Consider the following 22879-nt stretch of genomic DNA (forward strand, 5'->3'; position numbering starts at 1 on the left):
AGCGCAGATTACATCGTCGGCTGCACCATCAGCTGGCCGGCGGTGCCGCGATCGGCCATCTCCAGCGTCTGGCTGTAATACAGGAACGGGAAGTGTTCGGAGGTAGGTTGGTTGAAATACACCAGCAGCTCGACGTCGCCATCGACCCAGACGGTGTCCTTCCAGCCGCGATCTTCCGCCATCGGCTGCGCGCCGTTGACGCGTTTGATCAGGAACTGCACGCCCTGAATATGGAACGACTGCGGCGTATCCGCATGAATGTTCCAGCGTTCCCAGGTGCCTTGCTGCGCCTGCACGTCGATGCGGTTCATGTCCCAAATCGCGCCGTTGATGCCGACGCCGCCGTCGCCCAGGCGGAAATCTCGGGTGCGGCTGGCACTGCCGTCCAACAGCTGATCCGCCAGCAGACGCATCGGCAGGTTGTCGGTCACCAGCGGCAGCAGGCCGGTCGGGCGCAGCGTCAGCACCTGGGTGGACACCAAAATGCTCGACGGCTCGAACAGGCCGCGCAGGCGATCCATGATGCCCGCCGCTTCACCGGCGGTGATGGTCACCTCCTCGCCCTTCGACATGTCGATCAGCACTTCCCGGCGTTCGCCCGGCGCCAGCGACAGCTGCTGCACCGCGACCGGCGCAGGCAGGAAGCCCTGATCGCTGGCGATCACGTTGAACGGTCGTCCGTCGCTGAGCTGCAAGGTATAGCGGCGCGCGTTGGAGGCGTTGAGCAGACGCAAACGCACCCAGCCGCGCGACACCTCGACATACGGGTTTTGCACACCGTTGACCAACAGCGTATCGCCGACGAAACCGCCCTGCGACGGCGCATCGTATTGCGGCGTGCCGAAGTTATCGAAGCGCTTGTCCTGAATGATCAGCGGGAAATCGTCGACACCATAGTGGTTGGGCAGCGGCAGCGCTTTGCTGACGGCATCCTCCACCAGCCACAGCCCGGCCAGCCCGTTGTATACGTGCGGCGCCATGCGGTTCGGCGTGTTGGCGTGGTACCAACAGGTGGCCGCCGCCTGGCGAATAGGCAGCACCGGCGACCAGTCGACGTTGGGCGACATCATGCGCGGCGCACCGCCCATCAATGTGCCCGGCACCTGCAGACCGCTGATGGTCATCGCCACCGGCTCCTGCAGGCGGTTGCTGTAGATCAGTTTGACGTCGTCACCGCTGTAAACCCGCACCGTCGGCCCCAAATACATGCCGTTGATGCCCCACACCGCCGCTTTGCGGTTATCCATAAACGCCCAGTGGGCGCGCTGCAGGGTCAGGAACAGCGGCTGACCGCGGCGCGACTCCAGCAGTGGAGGGATGGGTAATAGGGTCTGCGTTCCGCTCGCCTCTGCCCTCAGCGGCACGGCGCTCGCGCACAGCGCCAGGCCCGATGCCTGTAAAAACTGACGTCGACTGAGTGACATATTTTCTCCATGAAAAGCAATAACTAAACCGTGTGCAAAACCCAAACGCCCGCCAATCAAGATTAGCAGGCGCTCAGGCGTTAACGGCGCTGAACGCCAATTAAAAACGTATTCTTTGAAGCCGGTAGACTCTTATTTTTTGGCGGCGTTGCGCTGGGCGACTTCGGCGTCCAATTCGGCGATCTTCGCCTCCATCAGCTCGCGGCAATGGGCCGCCAGCTCGCGCACGTTTTCTTTGCCGTATTTGCTGGTATCCACCGGCGCCAACATCTCGACGATCACATGACCGTTATTCCAGCGATTAAGATTTATATTACCGCTGGTGGTCGATACGCAGATCGGCACAATCGGCACGCCGGCGGCGATGGCCGCGTGGAAGGCACCAGTTTTAAACGGCATCAGTCCGCGACCGCGGCTGCGGGTCCCTTCCGGGAACATCCAGATCGAAATGTCTTTCTTTTTGAACTGCTCCGCCACCTGGGCGATGGTGCCGTGCGCCTTGGCGCGATTATCACGATCTATCAGCAGATTACCGGTCAGCCAATACAGCGGGCCGAAAAACGGGATCCACACCAGACTTTTTTTACCGACGGTCACGGTGCGCGGCTGCACGATATTGGCGGCCGTCACCATGTCGTAGTTATTTTGGTGGTTAGCGATATAGATGCAGTTGCCGTTGTTGGCCGCATCGGCCGGCACGCGGGTTTCAACCTTGATGCCGAACAGCGTCGACAGGCGGCCGAAAAGATGGCCGAAGGTCGCCACATGGCGGGGATTGCGCGGGCTGAACAAGCAATAAACAGAACCGAAAATACACACCAGAATACAGAAAAGAGTGGCGAGAACGGCACGCAAAATCAATAACATAACAACCTCATTAGCACACTGCCAACGCAGTTCACTTCGCTGCGCAGATTCCTTTACTCATTATTTGCCGGCCAGGCGATAAGCACGCCGATGTCGCCTGCCTTTCTCGCTATTTTCCCGCCAGCCGGCAGTACGCACAATAATTTTATGCGCAGAAATGTTAACTATTTGGAAAATAAACGCCAGCAAAAATAAATAAGGCGGCCACAGCATGCTGCGACCGCCCGTTAACGCTAACGCCAACGCTTACTCTTCGCTGTCGCCGCCCAACGCCCGCACCGGCGCATCCACTTCGACGCGATCGATGCGCTGCAGGCCACGCGGCAGTTGGGTGCCCTTGCGACCGCGCTCCGCACGGAACTTCTGCAGATCCTCCGGCCGCAGCGTCAGCTTGCGTTTGCCGACGTGCAGCGTGACGGACGCCTGCGGCGGCAGCACGAACAGCCAGGCCAGCTTGTCTTCACCGGCCGCCGCCTGGGCTGCCGGAATCGAGACGATCTTGTTGCCTTTGCCCTTCGACAGCTGCGGCAGATCGGCAACCGGGAACATCAGCATGCGCCCGGCGGCGGTGATCGACAGCAGCATGTCGTCTGCGCCGTGGATCTCCATCGGCGGCAGCGCCCTGGCGTTATCCGGCAGCGTGATCATCACCTTGCCGGCGCGGTTGCGCGCTACCAAATCGTTGAACGTGCAAACGAAGCCGTAACCGGCATCGGACGCCATCAGCAGCTTCTGATCGTCGGCCGCCATCAGCACCTGCTCAATGGTGGCGCCCGGCGGCGGCGTCAGCTTGCCGGTCAGCGGCTCGCCCTGCCCGCGCGCCGAAGGCAGCGTCATCGGATCGAGCGCATAGCTGCGCCCGGTGGAGTCGATGAACACCACCGGTTGGTTGCTCTTGCCGCGCGCCGCGCCACGGAAGCTGTCGCCGGCCTTGTAGCTCAGGCCGGCCGGATCGATGTCGTGGCCCTTGGCGCTGCGCACCCAGCCCATTTCCGACAGCACGATGGTCACCGGCTCGGACGGCACGAAGTCGTGCTCGCTCATCGCTTTGGCTTCCGCGCGCTCGGTCAGCGGCGAACGGCGATCGTCGCCGTAGGTCTGCGCATCGGCCTGGATCTCTTTCTTAATCAGCGTGTTCAGCTTGCGTTCGGACGCCAGCAGCGCCTGCAGCTGATCGCGCTCTTTCGCCAGCTCATCCTGCTCACCGCGGATCTTGACCTCTTCCAGCTTGGCCAGGTGACGCAGTTTCAGCTCGAGGATCGCTTCCGCCTGGGTATCGGAGATGCCGAAACGCTCCATCAGCACCGGCTTCGGCTCATCCTCGCTGCGGATGATGTGGATCACCTCGTCGATATTGAGGAACGCCACCAGCAAACCTTCGAGGATATGCAGGCGTTTCAGCACTTTCTCGAGGCGATAGTTCAGGCGGCGGCGCACCGTGTCGCGACGATAGGCCAGCCATTCGGTGAGGATCTCCACCAGCCCTTTGACCTGCGGGCGGTTATCCAGACCGATCATATTCATGTTGATGCGGTAGCTGCGTTCCAGATCGGTGGTGGCAAACAGGTGGTTCATCACCTGTTCCAGATCGATGCGGTTGGAGCGCGGCACGATCACCAGACGCGTCGGGTTTTCGTGGTCGGATTCATCGCGCAGATCTTCGACCATCGGCAGCTTCTTGGCGCGCATCTGGCTGGCGATCTGCTCCAGTACTTTGGCGCCGGACACCTGATGCGGCAAGGCGGTGATCACCGCGCTGCCGTCTTCTTTCTTCCACACGGCGCGCATGCGCACCGAGCCGCGGCCGCTCTGGTAAATTTTGCGGATTTCGTCGCGCGGGGTAATGATCTCGGCTTCGGTCGGGAAGTCCGGCCCCTGCACGAATTCGAGCAGGTCATCGAGCGAGGCGCCCGGCTTGTCGAGCAGCGCCACCGCAGCGGCGGCGACTTCGCGCACGTTGTGCGGCGGAATGTCGGTCGCCATGCCGACGGCGATGCCGGTGGTGCCGTTCAGCAGGATGTTCGGCAGACGCGCCGGCAACATCTTCGGCTCTTGCAGCGTGCCGTCAAAGTTCGGGATCCAGTCGACGGTGCCTTGCCCCAGCTCGGCCAGCAGCACTTCGGCGTATTTGGAGAGGCGCGATTCGGTATAACGCATCGCCGCAAACGACTTGGGATCGTCCGGCGCCCCCCAGTTCCCCTGGCCGTCCACCAGCGGATAGCGGTACGAGAACGGCTGCGCCATCAGCACCATGGCCTCATAACACGCGCTGTCGCCGTGCGGGTGGTATTTACCCAGCACGTCGCCCACGGTACGGGCGGATTTCTTGAATTTGGCGCTGTTATTCAGCCCCAGCTCAGACATGGCGTAGATGATGCGGCGTTGTACCGGCTTCAAACCGTCGCCAATGTACGGCAACGCCCGATCCATGATGACGTACATGGAATAGTTCAGATAGGCGTTTTCAGTGAATGTGTGCAGCGGTAAACGCTCTACACCGTCATGAGTCAGATCACTCATTACTCAATTATCCTCAGACCGTGGCTTGGCAATCCCTGGACGACAATAAGGCATCGCTTGTCGATTCTGCCCGCGATAGTAACCCATCTGCGGGGTGGCTGTCACAGTTGGCGCAAGGATCGCCGGCCGAAGGCGCTGTCGCCGGGGCGTTTAGGCAAAACTCCACCGTTATTGTTGATTAAGAATCAAGACTGTTGTGCCTGCCGTCACGTTTTTACTTGCCTGGCCAACGATTACACTCTCGTTCAGCAAGCTGTTTTTGCGCACCGCAGCGGAAAACGGCATCTATCTTAACTCTGACGGGAGCCGCAAAAGATGAGCAATATCCTGATTATCAACGCTAAAAAGCAATTCGGCCATTCCAACGGCGAACTCAACCAAACCCTGAGCGACGTGGCGGAAAGCTTCCTGCGCGATCTGCAGCACGATGTGCAGGTCACGGTGGTCGACGACGGCTATGACATCGAAGCCGAAGTACAGAAATACCTGTGGGCCGATGCGGTCATCTATCAGATGCCGGGTTGGTGGATGGGCGAACCCTGGATCCTGAAAAAATACATCGACGAAGTGTTCACCGCCGGCCACGGCAGCCTGTACGCCAGCGATGGCCGTACCCGCTCCGACGCCGGCAAGAAGTACGGCTCCGGCGGCCTGATTCAGGGCAAAAAATACCTGCTGAGCCTGACCTGGAACGCCCCGCTCGAGGCCTTCACCGATCCGAACCAGTTCTTCCACGGCGTCGGCGTCGACGGCGTCTACCTGCACTTCCACAAGGCCAACCAGTTCCTGGGGATGGAAGCCTTGCCGACCTTTATCTGCAATGACGTGATAAAACAACCGGATATCGAAACGGACATCGCACATTATCGCGAGCATCTGGCGGAAATTTTTGCTTAACTGGCAGCGAACGGCTTAACCAACGAGGTAATGATGATCACCGTAATCGCAGAAATCAAAGTCAAACCCGGCCACCGCGCCACCGTGTTACAAGCCATTGAAAAGCTGGTGCCGCTGGTGCTGGCAGAAGAAGGCTGCGGCGAATACACGCCGATGATAGACAGCCACACGCAGGCCCCCTGGCAGAAACTGTCACCGGATTCGGTGTTTATGCTGGAAAAATGGCAAAGCCAGGCGCATCTGGAAAAGCACCTGCAGATAGACCATATGCTCAAGCACCGCGAAACCATCAAGGACTACGTGCTGGGCACCGAGATCTACGTGCTGGAAAACGCGCTGTAATCCCTTCAGAGGCCCTCTGCGGCCTCTGGCGGTTCTCCCTCAAGGCGAGCGCTGACGTAGTCGAGAAAACAGGTGAGGCGCGCCGCCAGCTGGGCGTCGTGGTAATACACCGCGTTGATCGGCTGACGCACGTCCAGCGTCTCCCGCACCAGCAGCGGTACCAGCCTGCCCGCTTCCCGATCGCGTCGGGTCATGAAATCCGCCAGTTGGACAATGCCCGTCCCGCGCAACGCCAACTCACGCAACGTCTCCCCGCTGGAGGCCGAGATCGTCGGTTCGATGGCAAAATGCCGCGCCTGCCGGTGACGCAGCGGCCACTGGTTCAGCGACTCCGGGTAGGTGAATCCCAACAGGCAATGGCGGTGCAGATCTTCCACGCCGCGCGGTTCGCCATGCCGTTGCAGGTAATCCGGGCTGGCGAGGATGCGCAACCGGCTATGCCCCAGCAGGCGCGCATGGAGCGTGGAGTCGCGTAGCGCGCCGATGCGGATCGCGATATCGGCGCGTTTCTCCAACAGGTCGATATTGCGATCGTCGGTGTCCAGCTCCAGCTCAATCTGCGGATAACGGCGGCGGAACTCCGCCACCATCGGCACCAGCACGTGCGCCATAAAAGGGGCGGCGGCGTTGACCCGCAGCCGGCCGGCGGGCAGTTGGCGCCGTAGCGCCATCAGCGCTTCGGCCTGATCCACCGAACGCAGGATTTCGCGCGCAGGCACCAGGAAGCTCTGCCCTTCTTCGGTCAGGCTCAGGCGACGCGTGGTGCGGCGCAAGAGCGTAGCGTCGAGTTTCGTTTCCAGGCGGCTGAGTGCGCGGCTGACGCCGGAGGTGGTTTGGCCGAGCCGATCGGCGGCGGCGGTGACCGAACCGCTGTCGACCACCGCCGTGAACGCCAGCAGCTCTTCGAGGGTGATCTTCACGCGGTTCGCCCCAGGTTGACGGGCGCCGCATGCAACGCCCTGCGGGAAAGCAGGCCCGGCGTTTCACCGGGCCAGGGTCAAGCTCAGACCGCCAGTTCGGCCATGTCGCCCTTGTCTTGTAGCCAGTTGCGGCGATCTTCCGAACGCTTCTTGGCCAACAGCATGTCCATCACCGCCAGCGTCTGATCGACGTCATCCTCTGCCACCGTCAGTTGCACCAGACGGCGAGTGTTCGGATCGAGGGTGGTTTCGCGCAGCTGCAGCGGGTTCATCTCGCCCAGCCCTTTAAAGCGCTGCACGTTCGGCTTGCCCTTCTTGCGCTTCAGCTGTTCCAGCACGCCGGCTTTCTCTTCTTCATCCAGCGCGTAGAACACCTCTTTACCGAGATCGATACGGTACAGCGGCGGCATGGCGACATAGACGTGGCCGCCTTTCACCAGTGAACGGAAGTGGCGCACGAACAGCGCGCACAGCAGCGTGGCGATGTGCAGGCCGTCGGAGTCCGCATCCGCCAGGATGCAGATTTTACCGTAGCGCAGCTGGCTGAGATCTTCGCTGTCCGGATCGATGCCGATCGCCACGGAAATGTCGTGCACTTCCTGCGAGGCCAGCACTTCGTCCGAGGAAACTTCCCAGGTATTCAGGATCTTGCCCTTCAGCGGCATGATCGCCTGATATTCGCGATCGCGCGCCTGTTTGGCCGATCCGCCCGCCGAGTCCCCTTCCACCAGGAACAGTTCGGTCATGGCCAGATCCTGCGAGGTGCAGTCCGCCAGCTTGCCCGGCAGCGCCGGCCCGCTGGTCAGCTTCTTGCGCACCACTTTCTTGGCGGCGCGCAGGCGGCGCTGGGCGCTGGAGATCGCCAGCTCGGCCAGCTGTTCCGCCGCCTGAACGTTCTGGTTCAGCCACAGGCTGAAGGCGTCTTTCACCACGCCGGAAACGAAGGCCGCGCACTGGCGCGAGGAGAGACGCTCTTTGGTCTGCCCGGCGAACTGCGGATCCTGCATCTTCACCGACAGCACGTAGGCGCAGCGATCCCAGATATCCTCCGCCGACAGCTTCACGCCGCGCGGCAGAATATTGCGGAATTCGCAGAACTCGCGCATCGCGTCCAGCAGCCCCTGACGCAGGCCGTTGACGTGGGTGCCGCCCTGCATGGTCGGGATCAGGTTGACGTAGCTTTCGGTCAGCAGTTCACCGCCTTCCGGCAGCCACAGCAGCGCCCAGTCCACCGCTTCGGTATCACCGGCGAAATTGCCGACGAACGGCGCTTCCGGCAGGGTAATCAGGCCGTTGACCGCTTCCATCAGATAGTCGGTCAGGCCGTCCTGATAGCACCAGCGCTGTTCGGTGTTGTTCACCTTGTCGATGAAATAGATCTCGACGCCAGGGCACAGCACCGCTTTGGCTTTCAGCAGGTGAGTCAGGCGCGATACCGAGAAACGCGGGCTGTCGAAGAACTGTTCGTCCGGCCAGAAGTGCACGCTGGTGCCGGTGTTGCGTTTGCCGCAGGTGCCGGTCACGGTCAGATCTTGCACCTTGTCGCCGTTTTCGAAGGCGATGCCGTAGACGTTACCGTCGCGGCGCACGTTGACTTCCACCCGCTTCGACAGGGCGTTGACCACCGAGATCCCAACGCCGTGCAGGCCGCCGGAGAACTGGTAGTTTTTATTCGAGAATTTACCGCCGGCGTGCAGCCGGCACAGGATCAACTCAACCGCCGGCACGCCCTCTTCCGGGTGGATGTCCACCGGCATGCCGCGGCCGTCGTCGATCACTTCCAGCGACTGATCGGCGTGCAGAATCACGTCGATACGCTTGGCGTGACCGGCCAACGCTTCGTCGACGCTGTTATCGATCACCTCTTGGCCGAGGTGGTTTGGGCGCGTCGTGTCGGTATACATGCCGGGACGACGGCGCACTGGTTCTAGACCGCTGAGTACTTCAATGGCATCAGCGTTATAGCTGGATTGAGTCATCGTTGATTATTTTTTCGTGGTTAAAGGGAGGTGCCGGAACGGTCCGTCAGACCGCGTTTAGCCCTAAAAAATCCACAATCTGGGGGAAGTAGTGCTCGAAACCGACGAAGGCGTGGTTTCCACCCGACTCCACCGTTTGCCGACACGCGGTGTAATACGCCACTGCCTGGCCGTAATCGAGAATTTCATCGCCCGTTTGCTGCAGCAGCCAGATTAAATCCGGCGACTCCAAGGGATCGATCTGCATCACTTTCAGATCGTAAACGTGCCGAGACTCTAACACATATTGCTGGCCGGTGTAGGGGTTCTCGTTGGCGCCGAGATAGTCCACCAGCAACTCAAACGGCTTGACCGCCGGGTTGACCACCACCGCCGGCAGGGAAAAACACTGCGACAACCAGGTGGCGTAATAGCCGCCCAGCGATGAGCCGACCAGCCCGAGCGTTTGGCCGGCGCGCTCCAACACCATATTTTCCAGCATCTCGGCGGCCTCCGCCGGAAAGGCCGGCAGCTGCGGCACCAGCATCTCGATGTCGGGATGGTGCTCGGCCAGCCAGGCCTTGAAGGCCACCGCCTTGGCCGACTGCGGCGAACTATTGAAACCGTGCAGGTAGAGCAGTGTCGAAGGCATCAGTATCCATCCGAGTCCATATCGGGGCGGAAATCGTCGTTTTCCAGGCGGAACACCTGCGTCTCGACGCGGCCGTCCGGCAGCAGATCGAGGTAGCGCCAGCCGGGGGAGACGTCGTCGATGGTGAAGTTCGTGCAGTGCGGCTTGAATTGCACGCAGGTGGACGGCGTCGCCAACAGGCGCCGGCCCTGCCATTCCAGATCCAGATCCTGGTGAATGTGCCCGCACACCACGGTATTCACTTTCGGATAACGCAGCAGGATCGCGCCCAGCATATGCGGGTTGCGCAGGCTGTGCTGATCGAGCCAGGTGCAACCGGACGGCAGCGGATGATGGTGCAGCAGCAACAGCGTATAGCGCTCGGGGTGAGCCTGCAGGCAGCGCTCCATCCACTCGAGCTGGTATTCGCTCAATTCGCCGTGCGGTACGCCGAACACCTGGCTGTCCAACATCAGCACCTGCCAGCTGTCGCCCAGCAGCACCTGTTTGGAAGGCGCAATGCCGGCGGCGGCCAACGCGTCGACCATCGCCGGTTGAAAATCATGGTTGCCCGGCAGCCACACGCAGGGTGCCGGCAGTTGCGCGATGCCGGCGGCGAAGTGGCGGTACGCCTCTTGCGAATGATCCTGCGCCAAATCTCCCGTGGCGACGATCAAATCGACGTCGCGGCGCTGCGCCTGGATGGCGTCCAGCACCGCGTGATAGCTGCGATAGGTATTGATGCCGAGCAGCGTCTCGTGTTCGCCGGCAAAAAGGTGGGTATCTGTTATTTGTAGAATCCTGACCGCAGCCCCACTCGCCACGGGCAGTTTAAACAGGCTTTCCAAATGGTGTCCTTTGTTATTTCAGTCTGTCTAACAAACCGGAACCGCCATCGCTCCATGCGCCAAACAGTAGCGCAGCCAATCAGCAAGAAACTGGTTAATTTGATGCTTTTCGTCGCGTTGATGCAACTTTTTATTAGGATAATCATAACGCGCTTTAAAGCGGTAGATCTGCTGACTGGAACACACTTCCGCAACCATGGCGTCATGGTACAACCGCACCGTCATCGCGGGCAGGCTCCAGTAGCTGACCGCCGGAAAGATCTGCTCGATCTCCACCAGCGACGTGTAACGCGTGGACTCAACGATGGTCAGACGATAGCCGGCGCCGTTCACCTGATAAGTCACCGTTTCGCCCGCTTCGTCGTTGCGCGGCAGCAAGCGGCGCAATTGCGCGAAGTTGGTTTCGCACAATCTCATCATTTCGGGGAAATCAGGGGTATAGCGCTGTTTCATTAGTTGGCCCACTCTTTTCTCAACGATTCATGGTGCAACGCCAGCCATTGCAATGCAATCACTGATGCGGCGTTATCGATCGCGCCCTCCTCCACCCAGCGGTAAGCCTGCTCGCGGCTGACCACGTGGACGCGGATATCTTCATGTTCTTCCGCCAGGCCGTGAATGCCCTCGGCGGTGCCGGCGTCCACTTCGCCGACCATGATCGACAAACGTTCGCTGGTGCCGCCGGGGCTGGCCAGGTAGCTCAGCACCGGTTTGCAGCGCCCGACCACCACGCCGGCCTCTTCCTGCGCTTCGCGGCGGCACACGTCCTCGACGCTTTCGCCGGTTTCGATCATACCCGCCACCATTTCGAGCAGCCAGGGCGAATTACTGGTATCGACCGCGGCGATGCGCAGTTGTTCAATCAGCACAACCTCGTCGCGCACCGGATCGTAGGGCAGCAGCACCGCCGCATGGCCGCGTTCGAAAATTTCACGCGTGATTTCAGGGCTCATTTCGCCATTGAACAACCGATGGCGAAACCGGTATAAATTGAGTGAAAAAAAACCACGGTACAGCGTCTCGCGTGCAATAATTTCTACATCTTTTTTATCGAAAGTAACGGGCGATGGCTGCGAACGGTTCATGCGCGAATTCTCCTGCTTGAGTATGCCGATAAAATAAACGGTTTTGATGACAGAAACAGCGGGACTCTCCGCCGCGGCTTTATGTTAGGCTGTTTTTCGCCGCCGGATGCGGCACGTTTGTGCGCTCGCAGGTAATAGCGGGAAACAATCCGGATTGTCAGCCATAATATCAGCTGCAGTCGGCCCGGGCAGTACGCCAAGGTAAATGGGCGGCCTGAAAGGTAAAACTTACGTGAGATGGCACATTCAGCCACCTGATGCGTACCGCAGACTCTGCTAGAATCGGCAACTATTTCGTCTATCGTCAGCGCTAACATAGCAATATTGCTGCACAACAAGGAATGCAAATGAAGAAACTGCTCCCCCTTCTTATCGGACTGAGCCTGGGCGGCTTCAGTGCAATGAGCCAGGCAGAGAACCTGCTGCAGGTCTACAAACAGGCCAGGGAAAGTAACCCGGATCTGCGCAAAAGTGCAGCTGACCGCGATGCCGCATTCGAAAAGATCAATGAAGCGCGCAGCCCGCTGTTGCCGCAGCTCGGTTTAACCGCAGGTTACGATTACACCAACGGTTATCGTGACAGCAATGGCGTTAACAGCAACGTGACCAGCGGTTCGTTGGCGCTGACGCAAACTATTTTCGACATGTCGAAATGGCGCCAGCTGACGCTGCAGGAAAAGACCGCCGGCATCTCCGACGTCACCTTCCAAACCGCCGAGCAGTCGCTGATTCTCAACACCGCCACCGCCTACTTCAACGTGCTGAAAGCGATCGACACGCTGTCCTATACCCAGGCGCAGAAAGATGCGGTATACCGCACGCTGGATCAAACCACCCAGCGCTTCAACGTGGGCCTGGTGGCGATCACTGACGTGCAGAACGCCCGCTCGAACTATGACACCGTGCTGGCGGCGGAAGTCTCCGCCCGCAACGATCTGGATAATGCGCTGGAAACGCTGCGCCAGGTGACCGGGGCCTTCTACCCGGAGCTGGCCTCTCTGAATACCGATCGCTTCAGTACCCAGCGCCCGGAAGCGGTGAACAATCTGCTGAAAGAAGCGGAAGCGCGCAACCTGAGCCTGCTGTCCGCCCGTCTGAGTCAGGATCTGGCGCGCGAGCAAATCCGCGCAGCCCAAACCGGCTATATGCCGACGATTGACGTCAGCGCGTCAACCGGCATCAGCAATACCAAATACAACGGATCCAACACCGGCGGCGCGAATGCCGCGCGCTACAGCGACTCCGATGCGGGCCAAAATAAGGTCGGCATCAGCTTCAACCTGCCGCTGTACAGCGGCGGCGCGACCAATTCCCAGGTGAAACAAGCGCAGTATGGCTTCGTCGGCGCCAGCGAGCAGTTGGAAAGCTCACACCGCAGCGTGGTGCAGACCGTGCGTTCGTCGTTCAACAACGTCAATGCCTCGATCAGCAGCATCAACGCCTACAAACAGGCGGTGATTTCCGCGCAGAGCTCTCTGGATGCGATGGAAGCCGGTTATCAGGTTGGTACCCGCACCATCGTCGATGTGCTGGACGCCACCACCACCCTGTATAACGCCAAACGTCAGCTGTCCGACGCGCGTTACACCTATCTGATCAACCAGCTGAACATCAAGTCGGCGCTCGGCACGCTGAACCAGAACGATCTGCTGCTGTTGAATGGCGCGTTGGGTAAACCGGTGTCGACCGCACCTGACGCCGTGGCGCCGCAGAACCGTGCGCAGGACGCCTATGCGGACGGTTATCAGGACAATGCGCCAATGCAGCAAACCGCAGCGCCGGTACCGGCGGCCACTCGCGCATCCGCGCCGGCCGTCACCACCAGCCAACCGGCTCGCAACAGCGGCAACCCATTCCGCAACTGATGCGCACGCGTTGATAAATACGGGGTCCGGCCTGCGCCGCACCCCGTTTTTTTTTGCCCCGATTTCCCCCGCTTCTGCCCGCCGCCTCACAGCCGCCGCTGTGCCAGGTGGTATCATCGTCACTCTCATTTTCGCAGTCTGGTGAGGTTCGATGGACAACGATTCACGCTGGCAGCGCTTGATTAACGACGGCGAACTGCCGCCGCCACTGCGCCCGACACAGGCGGTTTACGCCTCCTGGCTGCGCTGCCGCAGCCTGATGCAGCCCGACGTCTGGCAAGCACCGCACCGCGCCCAGGGCGCCACCTTCGAATCGATTTGCCGCCGCAAGAACGACCTGCTGACGCTCGGCCAGGCGGCGCTGGAGGACGCCTGCGAATACATGGAGCCGCGTCGTTGCCTGTTGATGATCCTCGACGAGAGCGGCTGCATGCTGTGGCGCTGCGGCGACACCCAAACCTGGGAGCTTTTGCAGCCATTGGGGTTCGCCCCCGGCGCTTACTGGGCCGAGGGGCAGATCGGCACCAACGCCCCGGCGCTGGCGGCGGCAGAAGGCCACCCGGTGCGGGTGAGCGGCGAGGAGCACGTGCGCCGGGCGCTGCACGGCTGGTCATTCTGCGCGACGCCGGTCTACGACAACAGCGGCCGCCAACGCGGCTCGATCGCGCTGGGCTGCCTGCTGGCCGACTGCGCCGCCGGCGATCTGTCGCTGACGCTGGCCATCGCTCGCGAAATCGGCAATTCGCTGAACGCCGACGGCCTGCTGGCGGAATCCAACCGCCATCTTAACCAGCTTTACGGCCTGCTGGACGGCGTAGACGACGGCGTCATGGCCTGGGATCACCGTGGCTACCTGCAATATATCAACCAGCGCGCCGCCGCCCTGTTGAAGCTGGACGAGCAGCAGAGCCAGGGCAAACCGCTGGCGCAGCTGCTGACGCTGCCCGCCCTGCTCAAGCGCGCCATCGCCGACCGGCAGCCGCTGCAACACGTCGAAGTCACCTTCGAAAGCCAGCGGCAGTTTATTGCCGCCTTGCTGACGCTCAAGCCGATTTTCGACGGCGATCGCTGCAGTTTCATCGCCCTGCTGCACCCACTCGAGCGGCTGCGCCAATATGTCAGCAGCCAGTTGGGGCGCGTCAGCCACAGCTTCGAACAGATGCCCTCCGCCTCGCTGGAAATGCGGCGACTGATCCGTTACGGGCAGCAGGCGGCCAAGGGCCAGCATCCGATCCTGCTGCGCGGGGAGGAAGGGGTTGGCAAAGAGCGGCTCAGCCAGGCTATCCACAACGCCGGCGAACGTGCCGCCGGGCCGTATATCGCCCTCAACTGCCAACTGCTGCCGCAGGCGCAGGGGCTGCGTGAACTGCTGGGCAGCGATGCCAGCGAAGAAGAGGCGGGCCAGCTCAGCAAATTCGAATTGGCCAACGGCGGCACGTTGTATCTCGAACAGATCGAATACCTGCCGGCGGAGATGCAGTCGGCGTTGCTGCAGGTGCTGAAAACCGGCGTGGTGATCCGCCTCAATTCCAGCCGAGTGATCCCGGTCGATGTGCGGGTGATCGCCGGCAGCGCCGCCGATCTGCCGCTGCTGGTGCAACAAAACCGCTTCCGCCGCCAGCTGTTTTACAGCCTGCAAGCCTTCGAGATCCAGATCCCGCCGCTGCGCCAGCGGCTGAGCGATATTCCGCTGCTGGTCAAACACCATCTGCGCGCGCTGGAGCAACACTTTCAGTGTCGCTTTCGGGTGGATGACGAAGTGATGTCCCAACTGGCGCTCTACCTGTGGCCGGGCAACGATTTGGAACTGAAAGGGGTGGTGGAGCGCGCGGCGATGATTTGCCACGGCCACCACATCCAGTTAGCAGATTTGCCGGCACACCTGCTCGGCCAGCCGTCGCTGCTGGAGAGCGATCCGCAGCCCGGCGCGCCGCTGTTGACGCTGACGGACATGGAGCGCCAGGCGATCCTCCGCGCGGCGACCGTCAGCCGTGGTCAGTTGACGGAGATGGCGCAGCTGCTGGGCATCGGCCGCACCACGCTGTGGCGGAAGATCAAACAGCACGGGATCGACATTCGCCAGTTCAAGCTGCGCGCCTAGTGGCTGAGCTGCAACACCCCGCGCGCGGCGTCCAGCATCGCCTTCTGCCCGCTGCGGGTTTTGCTCAGGCAATCCTGCATACCGACCACCATCGGAATGCCCATCGCCTTCGCCAGAATGGCGCTGTGCGACAGGGCATTGCCACCGCTCAGGCAGATGCCGAGCACCAGCCGCCTGTCGAGCATCACCACCTCCGAAGGCATCAGCTCGTCCATCACCAGTATCGACGGCTCTGCCAGCGCGATGGCCGGCAGCGGCAGCCCCTGTAGATGGCACAGCGTGCGGCGCAGCATGTCGCGCACGTCCAGTTCACGCGCCCGCATGTAGTCGTCATCCAGCTCGCGGTACTCTTCGGCGATCGCCTCCAGCACCTGCCGCCAGGCCTGTTCGGCGCTGCACAACTGCTGCGCGATGCGGGTGTACGCCGCCTGCTGCAGATCCGGATCGTCCAGCAGCATGCTGTGGGCGCCGAAGATCGCCGCCTGCGGCTTGCCGATCAGCGTGCCGGTGCGTTCCGCCAGCCGGTTCAGATCGCTCAGCGTGTGCTGTAGAGCCTCACGCAGGCGTTGCTGTTCGCCCAACACCTCGTCCGCGCCAATCCGTCGATCGGCGGTTGGCGGCCAGAAGCTGTGGGCCTGAAACACCGGCCCGCTGGTGACGCTTTCCGCCACCGGGATACCGTGCAGCGAAGGCTGCTGCCTCTCGGAGACCGTCTCGCCGAAATGTTGCTTCGCCAGCGCGTTGAACGCCGCCAGCGCCTCGTCCGCCTGCGCGCCGTCGGCGATCAGGCGAATAGTATCGCCGTGGCGCACCTGCAGCAGCGCCAGCTGATTGAGGCTGCGTGGATCGACGCACTGCCCCTGCTTTTCCAGCACCAGCTCGGCCTTGAACGGCGCCAGCGTCTCGACCAGCCGCGCCGCCGGGCGCGCGTGCAGCCCGTGCGGGTTCTGCACCGTCCAGGTTGCGCTTTTGCCCTGCGCCAGCGGCAAAGCCGCGCTTTTCGCGGCCGGCGAGCCTTCGCCCAGCTGCGCCTGTTTGGCCTGCAGCGCGCCCTGCGCCTCCGCCACCACCTGCTCCAGCGAGGCACCGGAGTTGGCGGCCACCACCGCCGCCAGCGTGCCTTCGACCAGCGGCGCCGCACACAGCCGCACTTTGACAGCCACGTCCGGGTCCAGCAGATCGAGCGCGGTTTCGGCACTGAGCAGCGCGCTGCCCAAATCCATCAGCACCAGAACGCCGTCACCGTCGGCGACCGCTTCGATCGCCTCCATCACTTTGACCGCGTCGGTGCCGATCGGGTGTTCCTCGTCATCTACGCCCGCCGCCAGCGCCAGCTTGCAGCCATCGCCGCGCATCATCTGCCGCGCCAACTGCTCAACGCCGCGCGCCAGCAACGCGCTGTGCGAAACCACCACGATATTAATCATCTCGCCTCCTGCTACGGCTAACTACCGGCGACCTCAGCCAGCGTTTTCATCATCAGCATCACCGAAGTGGCGCCGGGATCCTGGTGGCCGATGCTGCGCTCGCCCAGATAACTGGCCCGCCCCTTGCGCGCCTGCATGGTAATGGTGCTCTCCACCGCCCGCTCGGCGCTGTCGGCGGCGCGCTGCAGCGCTTCCGCCACGCTCAGGTTCTGCTGCGCGGACTGGCCGAGGCTTTCCACCACCGGCCACCAGACGTCGCACATGGTTTTATCGCCCGGCTCCGCCTTACCGCGCATCACCACGCCTTCCACCCCCTCTTGCATCATCTGATGCAGCTCCGGCAGATCCAGGCTTTGCTTGGCGTTCGCCGCCTGTGCCGCGCGGATGAAGAAGGTGCCGAACAGCGGGCCGCTGGCGCCGCCCACGCTCGACAGCAGCGTCATGCCGGTGTTTTTCAGGATAAAGCCGATATCCTTGTCCGCCACCGACGGCAGCTTTTCCACCACCTTGTTGAAACCGCGATTCATGTTCAAACCGTGGTCGGCATCACCGATCTCGGTGTCCAGCCGGGTCAGAAAATCGCGCTCCCGGCTGAACACCTCGCCGCAACGCATCAGCCAATCGACAACCTGTTGTTTGGTCAACGCCATGATTCCTCCTCAGCAACCCCAACGCAGCGCAGGTGTTTTCACCGGCGCATCCCACAAGGACAACAGCTCGTCGTCCACGTTCAACAGCGTGATAGACACGCCCTGCATATCGAGCGAGGTGCAATAAGACCCCACCAGGTTGCGTTCAATGATGATGCCCGCTTCGGCGCAGCGCTCCGCCAGCCGATGGTACACGCCGTATAGCTCCGACAGTGGCGTAGCGCCCAGGTTGTTGACCAGCGCGATCGCACGATCGCCGCGCGTCAGCGGCTGTTTGGTCTGCATCTCGTCGCGCCACTCGCCCTGCTGACGATCCCAGACGCGGATCGTGCGCTGATAGTGGCCGTGGTCGATCAGCGTATGGAACATATCGTCCACCGCCGCGTTGAGCGTGGTGAACGGGCGGCGCGCAATGCCCGGCTCGCCGTGAATGCCGACGCCGAACTCCATTTCGTTTTCCGCCAGGGTGAACGACGGCTTGCCGGCGGCCGGTACGGTGCAAGCCCCCAGCGCGATGCCGATTGAGTGCCCGTGGTTGTTGATGCGATGCCCTAACGTCACCACGCTGTCCAGATCGTCGCCGCGCGCAGCAGCGGCGCCCAGCAGCTTCTCCATCAGCACGGTGTTGGCCACCCCGCGCCGCCCGGCGGTAAACAGGCTGTCTTTGACCGCCACGTCGTCATCCACCAGCACCGTCGCCACCGCGACGCCGCTGTCGTGCAGCAGCTCGGTGGCGGTTTCGAAGTTGAGCACGTCGCCGGTGTAGTTCTTGATCAGCATCAGCACCCCGGCGCCGCCGTCGATCGCCTGGCCGCACTCGTACATTTTATCCGGCGTCGGCGAGGTGAAAATCTCGCCCGGACAGGCGCCATCGAGCATCCCTTCGCCGACGAAACCGCAGTGCATCGGCTCATGGCCGCTGCCGCCGCCGGACAGGATCGCCACCTTGCCCGCCACCGGCGCATCGGCGCGGGTCACGAACACAGGATCCGCGTGCACCAGCAGCTCGGGATGGGCCTCCGCCAGCCCCTGCAACTGCTCTTCCAACACCGACTCGACCTGATTAATCAGTTTTTTCACGATGGTTTCCTCTGTAAGAACAAGGGCGCGGCGCACCGCGCCCCAAGGGTATCAATGACGCTGCAGCCAGGCGGCGCCCAGCCTATCCGCCGTCAGGATCGCCGCCTGCACGCCCGCTGGGGTGACCTTGAACGGCATGTTGTGAATGGTTTCGCCGGCGGCGCAGCTGGCCTCGGCCACCGCCATGATCTTCGCCGTCGCATCACCGGTGACGCCCATCTGCGCCAGCGTGATCGGCAGGCCGATGCCATGGCAAAACGCCAGCACGGTTTCAATCTGCGCCATCGGGCTGTTCTGCAGCACCAGCTGTGCCAGGGTGCCGAACGCCACTTTCTCGCCGTGATACAGGTGGTGGCACTCTTCGAGCACGGTAAAACCGTTGTGAATGGCATGCGCCGCCGCCAGACCGCTGCTCTCGAAGCCGATGCCGCTCAGATAGGTATTGGCCTCAATGATGCGCTCCACCGCTTCCGTCACCACGCCGGCCTCGACCGCCAGTTTGGCTTTCACCCCTTCCGCCAGCAGCGTGTCATAACACAGCCGCGCCAGGCTGAGCGCCGCCAGCGTCGATTTGCCGCCGGCCATGCTGGTGGCCTGGGCGTCGAAACAGGCCTGGGCTTCGAAATAGGTGGAGAGCGCGTCGCCCATGCCGGCCACCAGCAGGCGCACCGGCGCTTTGGCGATGATGGCGCTGTCCATCACCACCATGTCCGGGTTGCGCGGGTAAATCAGGTATTCGGCGAATTCGCCCTGTTCAGTGTAGAGGACCGACAGCGCGCTGGTCGGCGCATCGGTGGAGGCGATGGTGGGAATAAGCACCACCGGCAGCTGTTGGTAGTGCGCCACGGCCTTGGCGGTGTCGAGCGTCTTGCCGCCGCCGACGCCGATCACGCCGCGGCAACCGTGAGCCTGCAGCTCATGCCCGAGCCGGTCTATCTCTTTGCGGCAGCACTCGCCGTTGAAGCGGGCCGCGTGATGTTTCACGCCGTGCTGCTGCAGGCTGCCCATCAAGGTGTCGCCCGCCAGCTGCATCACGAAGTCGTCTGCGATCACCAGGTAGTGATCGGCGAGGGATTTGGCATATTCGCCGACGGCGGCCAGCGCATTGGCGCCCTGAATATATTTGCCTGGTGACTGGATGATTCTCAACATAACCGGATCCTTGTAGGGAGTTGGCGATGGTAACGTTCAGATATCAGGTGATGACGCGCCGACTTCGCCGCCGGCTTGTTGTTGTGCTTCGACTATGAGCGCCCGCCGCCCGCCTGGCGAGCCTCGCGATTTTTGTTCCATTATGGAACATCAGCATAGCGACAACGTTTCATGATGAAACGCCAATGCGCGTTTTTTCGCCGCGAAAGCGAACTGGCGCACACCCCAACGTATAACTGCGTAAAGAGTCGATTCTGCGGGCGTTTCAGCTTTAATTTTGACCATGTTTCCCCTATCCTTAGCGCCACTACTGGGAAAGGGCGAAAACAGCCCGCATGATGGGATTGATAACGATGAAACGGACAAAAAACATCAACCAAGAGACGTTCCGCAAATCCTGGCGCAGCTACCGTGTCGCGCCCGTGGCTTTGGCGATCAGCGCTGTCTTTATGCTGGCCGGCTGCGAGAAGAGCGATGAAACGGTCTCCCTGTATCAGAATGCCGATGACTGTTCGCGCGCCAATCCTTCGATGAGCGAGCAGTGCACCACCTCCTACAACAACGCCCTGAAAGAAGCGGCGAAAACCGCGCCGAAATACGCTACCCGCGAAGACTGCGTCGCCGAGTTCGGCGAAGCGCAGTGCACCCAGGCGCCGGCTCCGGCGCAGGCCGGCATGGCGGCGGAATCGCAAAGCAGCGGCAGCTTCTGGATGCCGCTGATGGCGGGCTACATGATGGGCCGCCTGATGGGCGGTTCCGGCTTCGCGCAGCAGCCGCTCTTCACCTCCAAGAACGCCGCCAGCCCGGCGAACGGCAAGTTTGTCGACGCCAGCGGCAAGAGCTACGGCCCGGCCACCGCCGGCGGCCGCACCATGACGGTGCCGAAAACCGCCATGGCGCCGAAGCCTGCAGTCACCAACACCGTGACCCGCGGCGGCTTCGGCGAGAGCGTGGCCAAGCAGACCAGCATGCAGCGCAGCAGCGCCACCTCAAACTCCGGCTCTCGCAGCATGGGCGGTTGATGCATGAAACGTATTGCTATTACCGAGCGCCCGGACTGGCGTGAAAAAGCGACCGAGTTCGGTTTCCGTTTCCACACCATGTACGGCGAGCCGTACTGGTGTGAAGACGCCTATTACCAGTTCACGCTGGCGCAGATTGAAGAGATCGAAAACGCCACCGCCGAGCTGCACCAGATGTGCCTGCAGGTGGTGGAAAAAGTGGTCGGCAGTGACGAGCTGATGACCAAGTTCTGCATCCCGAAACACACCTGGGAGTTCGTACGCAGCTCCTGGCGCACCAACCAGCCGTCGCTGTACTCGCGTCTCGATTTGGCCTACGACGGCGTCAACCCGCCGAAGCTGCTGGAGAACAACGCCGATACGCCAACCTCGCTGTATGAGGCGGCCTTCTTCCAGTGGCTGTGGCTGGAAGACCAGATCAACGCCGGCAAACTGGATCCGGAGTCGGATCAGTACAACAGCCTGCAGGAAAAGCTGATCGAGCGTTTCGCCGAGCTGAAAGCGCATCACGGCTTCGGCCTGTTGCACCTGGCCTGCTGCCAGGACAGCGAAGAAGATCGCGGCACGGTGCAATATCTGCAGGACTGCGCGCAGGAAGCCGGTCTGCCGACCGAGTTCCTGTTCATGGAAGAGATTGGTCTCGGCGAGAAAGGCCAGTTTACCGATCTGCAGGATCAGGTGATTGGCAACCTGTTCAAGCTCTACCCGTGGGAATTCATGCTGCGCGAGATGTTCTCCACCAAGCTCGAAGACGCCGGCGTGCGCTGGCTGGAGCCGGCCTGGAAGAGCATCATCTCCAACAAAGCGCTGCTGCCGCTGCTGTGGGAAATGTTCCCGAACCACCCGAATCTGTTGCCGGCTTATTTCGCGCAAGACGATCATCCGCCGATGGATCATTACGTCACCAAGCCGCTGTTCTCACGCGAAGGCGCCAATATCCAGATCGTCGAAAACGGTCAGGAAGTGGCGCGTGTGGACGGACCTTATGGTGAAGAAGGCATGATCGTGCAGCAGTTCCACCCGCTGCCGAAGTTTGAAGACAGCTACACGTTGATCGGCAGCTGGCTGGTGAACGATCAGCCTTGCGGTATCGGCCTGCGCGAAGATCGCGAACTGATCACGCAGGATCTGTCGCGCTTCTATCCGCACACCATCCTCGGCTGATCGCCCCGCCGAAGACAAAAACGCCAGTCTCTGACTGGCGTTTTTCTTTAGCCCACCTGCACCGACAGCATGCTCAGCGCTCCCATTTCGATACCGTCGATCGGCACGCTGATGGCCTCTTTGCCATCCCAGCCGCCAAGCACGTACAGCAACGGCAGATAGTGTTCCGGCGTCGGATTCGACAGCGCCGCCCCCTCATGGCGCATGAAATCCACCAGCGGATGGTTTTCGCCCCGATAACGCAGGTTATCCCGGACAAAGTTATTGAACGATTCCGCCCACGGGTAGGCGCTGGTATCGCCCTGCCATTTCACCATGCGCAGGTTGTGCACCACGTTGCCGCTGGCGACAATCATCACGCCCTCATCACGCAGCGCAGCGAGTTTGCGACCCAGCTCATAGTGATAGGCCGCCGGCTGCGTACCGTCGACGCTGAGCTGCACCACCGGAATGTCGGCATTGGGATACATCTTGATCAACACGCCCCAGGTGCCGTGATCCAACCCCCACTCACCGAGATCGGCCGTCACCGGCACCGGTGCCAGCATTTGCTGCAGCTGCGCAGCCAGCGCGGGAGAGCCCGGCGCCGGATAACGGGTATCGAACAGCGCCTGCGGGAACCCGCCGAAGTCGTGAATGGTTTTGGGTTTTTCCATCGCGGTAACCGCAGTGCCGCGGGTATACCAATGTGCGGAAACCGCCACGATCGCCTTCGGGCGCGGCAATGACTCACCCAACGCACGCCATGCCCGGGTGTAACGGTTGTCTTCCAGCACGTTCATCGGGCTACCGTGGCCAAGAAACAGTGCAGGCATACGAGAGGTGTTCATAGGGAGATCCTTAGTTCAAATTGTGCTATGCCGCTACATTACGCGCTTTGCCACACCAACACAGCCGGATAACCGTGATGAAGATATTCAATAAAT

At 61.6% G+C, this 22879-nt stretch carries 20 protein-coding genes; 6 read left to right on the forward strand and 14 right to left on the reverse strand.

What is annotated here, in order from left to right; genetic code table 11:
- Window positions 1–8: 8 nt before the first annotated feature.
- From ftsP to parC, 3 genes are all read right to left on the reverse strand, one after another.
- Window positions 9–1424, reverse strand: coding sequence for a cell division protein FtsP (gene ftsP / locus ACYF6X_RS20830; protein WP_130017283.1), 1416 nt, complete (start codon window positions 1422–1424; stop codon window positions 9–11).
- Between the two features lie 132 nt (window positions 1425–1556).
- Window positions 1557–2291 carry a 1-acylglycerol-3-phosphate O-acyltransferase gene (locus tag ACYF6X_RS20835; protein ID WP_063988672.1) on the reverse strand — a complete coding sequence of 245 codons (735 nt, stop codon included), beginning with the start codon at window positions 2289–2291 and terminating at the stop codon, window positions 1557–1559.
- A 246-nt stretch (window positions 2292–2537) separates the two neighbouring features.
- On the reverse strand, window positions 2538–4811 hold the full coding sequence (gene parC / locus ACYF6X_RS20840; protein WP_107227055.1) for a DNA topoisomerase IV subunit A: 2274 nt from the start codon (window positions 4809–4811) through the stop codon (window positions 2538–2540).
- A gap of 315 nt (window positions 4812–5126) precedes the next feature.
- On the opposite strand from parC, the gene ACYF6X_RS20845 reads away from it, so the two are divergent.
- On the forward strand, window positions 5127–5708 hold the full coding sequence (locus ACYF6X_RS20845; RefSeq protein WP_130017282.1) for an NAD(P)H-dependent oxidoreductase: 582 nt from the start codon (window positions 5127–5129) through the stop codon (window positions 5706–5708).
- Window positions 5709–5741: 33 nt separating this feature from the next.
- The gene (locus tag ACYF6X_RS20850) at window positions 5742–6050 is read left to right on the forward strand and encodes a putative quinol monooxygenase (RefSeq protein WP_063988757.1); all 309 of its coding nucleotides are present in this window, start codon (window positions 5742–5744) and stop codon (window positions 6048–6050) included.
- A gap of 5 nt (window positions 6051–6055) precedes the next feature.
- On the opposite strand, the gene ACYF6X_RS20855 is transcribed toward ACYF6X_RS20850, so the two are convergent.
- The 6 genes from ACYF6X_RS20855 to nudF all read right to left on the reverse strand — a co-directional run bounded on the left by ACYF6X_RS20855 (window position 6056) and on the right by nudF (window position 11492).
- A complete protein-coding gene (locus ACYF6X_RS20855) occupies window positions 6056–6970 on the reverse strand; it encodes a LysR substrate-binding domain-containing protein (RefSeq protein WP_130017281.1) in 915 nt (304 codons plus the stop codon).
- Window positions 6971–7053: 83 nt separating this feature from the next.
- Complete coding sequence (gene parE, locus ACYF6X_RS20860) at window positions 7054–8949, reverse strand: DNA topoisomerase IV subunit B (protein WP_025304305.1); 1896 nt, start codon at window positions 8947–8949, stop codon at window positions 7054–7056.
- Between the two features lie 46 nt (window positions 8950–8995).
- A complete protein-coding gene (yqiA, locus tag ACYF6X_RS20865) occupies window positions 8996–9580 on the reverse strand; it encodes an esterase YqiA (protein ID WP_025304306.1) in 585 nt (194 codons plus the stop codon).
- Entirely contained in the window at window positions 9580–10407 is an 828-nt protein-coding gene (gene cpdA, locus ACYF6X_RS20870; protein WP_033636061.1) for a 3',5'-cyclic-AMP phosphodiesterase, read from the reverse strand. The genes yqiA and cpdA overlap by 1 nt, the downstream gene beginning before the upstream one ends.
- Window positions 10408–10434: 27 nt before the next feature.
- The gene (locus ACYF6X_RS20875) at window positions 10435–10860 is read right to left on the reverse strand and encodes a DUF1249 family protein (RefSeq protein ID WP_004937244.1); all 426 of its coding nucleotides are present in this window, start codon (window positions 10858–10860) and stop codon (window positions 10435–10437) included.
- Window positions 10860–11492 (reverse strand): ADP-ribose diphosphatase, encoded by a 633-nt coding sequence (gene nudF, locus ACYF6X_RS20880; protein WP_004937242.1) that lies wholly within the window; start codon window positions 11490–11492, stop codon window positions 10860–10862. Before nudF ends, ACYF6X_RS20875 begins: the two co-directional genes overlap by 1 nt.
- A 347-nt stretch (window positions 11493–11839) precedes the next feature.
- Here nudF and hasF point away from each other — a divergent pair, with 347 nt between their 5' ends.
- Window positions 11840–13357 (forward strand): multidrug efflux transporter outer membrane subunit HasF, encoded by a 1518-nt coding sequence (hasF, locus tag ACYF6X_RS20885; protein ID WP_033654823.1) that lies wholly within the window; start codon window positions 11840–11842, stop codon window positions 13355–13357.
- Between the two features lie 151 nt (window positions 13358–13508).
- A complete protein-coding gene (dhaR, locus tag ACYF6X_RS20890; RefSeq protein ID WP_130017279.1) occupies window positions 13509–15458 on the forward strand; it encodes a dihydroxyacetone kinase operon transcriptional regulator DhaR in 1950 nt (649 codons plus the stop codon).
- Here dhaR and dhaM read toward each other — a convergent pair.
- The 4 genes from dhaM to ACYF6X_RS20910 are packed head-to-tail and all read right to left on the reverse strand — an operon-like array spanning window position 15455 to window position 19767.
- Entirely contained in the window at window positions 15455–16885 is a 1431-nt protein-coding gene (dhaM, locus tag ACYF6X_RS20895; protein WP_063988667.1) for a dihydroxyacetone kinase phosphoryl donor subunit DhaM, read from the reverse strand. The genes dhaR and dhaM overlap by 4 nt on opposite strands.
- Before the next feature lie 17 nt (window positions 16886–16902).
- The gene (gene dhaL / locus ACYF6X_RS20900) at window positions 16903–17535 is read right to left on the reverse strand and encodes a dihydroxyacetone kinase subunit DhaL (protein ID WP_063988666.1); all 633 of its coding nucleotides are present in this window, start codon (window positions 17533–17535) and stop codon (window positions 16903–16905) included.
- Window positions 17536–17544: 9 nt separating this feature from the next.
- Window positions 17545–18615, reverse strand: coding sequence for a dihydroxyacetone kinase subunit DhaK (dhaK, locus tag ACYF6X_RS20905; RefSeq protein WP_060422900.1), 1071 nt, complete (start codon window positions 18613–18615; stop codon window positions 17545–17547).
- Between the two features lie 51 nt (window positions 18616–18666).
- A complete protein-coding gene (locus tag ACYF6X_RS20910; RefSeq protein ID WP_060424753.1) occupies window positions 18667–19767 on the reverse strand; it encodes a glycerol dehydrogenase in 1101 nt (366 codons plus the stop codon).
- A gap of 353 nt (window positions 19768–20120) precedes the next feature.
- On the opposite strand from ACYF6X_RS20910, the gene ACYF6X_RS20915 reads away from it, so the two are divergent.
- On the forward strand, window positions 20121–20789 hold the full coding sequence (locus tag ACYF6X_RS20915) for a DUF1190 family protein (protein WP_063988664.1): 669 nt from the start codon (window positions 20121–20123) through the stop codon (window positions 20787–20789).
- 3 nt (window positions 20790–20792) lie between these two features.
- On the forward strand, window positions 20793–21953 hold the full coding sequence (locus ACYF6X_RS20920; RefSeq protein WP_063988663.1) for a glutathionylspermidine synthase family protein: 1161 nt from the start codon (window positions 20793–20795) through the stop codon (window positions 21951–21953).
- A gap of 47 nt (window positions 21954–22000) precedes the next feature.
- Here ACYF6X_RS20920 and ygiD read toward each other — a convergent pair whose 3' ends face one another.
- Entirely contained in the window at window positions 22001–22783 is a 783-nt protein-coding gene (gene ygiD, locus ACYF6X_RS20925) for a 4,5-DOPA-extradiol-dioxygenase (RefSeq protein ID WP_033654819.1), read from the reverse strand.
- Between the last annotated feature and the right edge of the window lie 96 nt (window positions 22784–22879).

This window comes from Serratia sp. ID 25-353, from assembly GCF_054792795.1.

Excerpts from the sequence above, each read along its gene's own strand:
- ftsP (WP_130017283.1), bottom strand. The coding sequence starts at position 1,424 with ATGTCACTCAGTCGACGTCAGTTTTTACAGGCATCGGGCCTGGCGCTG.
- ACYF6X_RS20835 (WP_063988672.1), bottom strand. The coding sequence starts at position 2,291 with ATGTTATTGATTTTGCGTGCCGTTCTCGCCACTCTTTTCTGTATTCTG.
- parC (WP_107227055.1), bottom strand. The coding sequence starts at position 4,811 with ATGAGTGATCTGACTCATGACGGTGTAGAGCGTTTACCGCTGCACACA.
- ACYF6X_RS20845 (WP_130017282.1), top strand. The coding sequence starts at position 5,127 with ATGAGCAATATCCTGATTATCAACGCTAAAAAGCAATTCGGCCATTCC.
- ACYF6X_RS20850 (WP_063988757.1), top strand. The coding sequence starts at position 5,742 with ATGATCACCGTAATCGCAGAAATCAAAGTCAAACCCGGCCACCGCGCC.
- parE (WP_025304305.1), bottom strand. The coding sequence starts at position 8,949 with ATGACTCAATCCAGCTATAACGCTGATGCCATTGAAGTACTCAGCGGT.
- yqiA (WP_025304306.1), bottom strand. The coding sequence starts at position 9,580 with ATGCCTTCGACACTGCTCTACCTGCACGGTTTCAATAGTTCGCCGCAG.
- ACYF6X_RS20875 (WP_004937244.1), bottom strand. The coding sequence starts at position 10,860 with ATGAAACAGCGCTATACCCCTGATTTCCCCGAAATGATGAGATTGTGC.
- nudF (WP_004937242.1), bottom strand. The coding sequence starts at position 11,492 with ATGAACCGTTCGCAGCCATCGCCCGTTACTTTCGATAAAAAAGATGTA.
- hasF (WP_033654823.1), top strand. The coding sequence starts at position 11,840 with ATGAAGAAACTGCTCCCCCTTCTTATCGGACTGAGCCTGGGCGGCTTC.
- dhaR (WP_130017279.1), top strand. The coding sequence starts at position 13,509 with ATGGACAACGATTCACGCTGGCAGCGCTTGATTAACGACGGCGAACTG.
- dhaM (WP_063988667.1), bottom strand. The coding sequence starts at position 16,885 with ATGATTAATATCGTGGTGGTTTCGCACAGCGCGTTGCTGGCGCGCGGC.
- dhaL (WP_063988666.1), bottom strand. The coding sequence starts at position 17,535 with ATGGCGTTGACCAAACAACAGGTTGTCGATTGGCTGATGCGTTGCGGC.
- ACYF6X_RS20910 (WP_060424753.1), bottom strand. The coding sequence starts at position 19,767 with ATGTTGAGAATCATCCAGTCACCAGGCAAATATATTCAGGGCGCCAAT.
- ACYF6X_RS20915 (WP_063988664.1), top strand. The coding sequence starts at position 20,121 with ATGAAACGGACAAAAAACATCAACCAAGAGACGTTCCGCAAATCCTGG.
- ACYF6X_RS20920 (WP_063988663.1), top strand. The coding sequence starts at position 20,793 with ATGAAACGTATTGCTATTACCGAGCGCCCGGACTGGCGTGAAAAAGCG.
- ygiD (WP_033654819.1), bottom strand. The coding sequence starts at position 22,783 with ATGAACACCTCTCGTATGCCTGCACTGTTTCTTGGCCACGGTAGCCCG.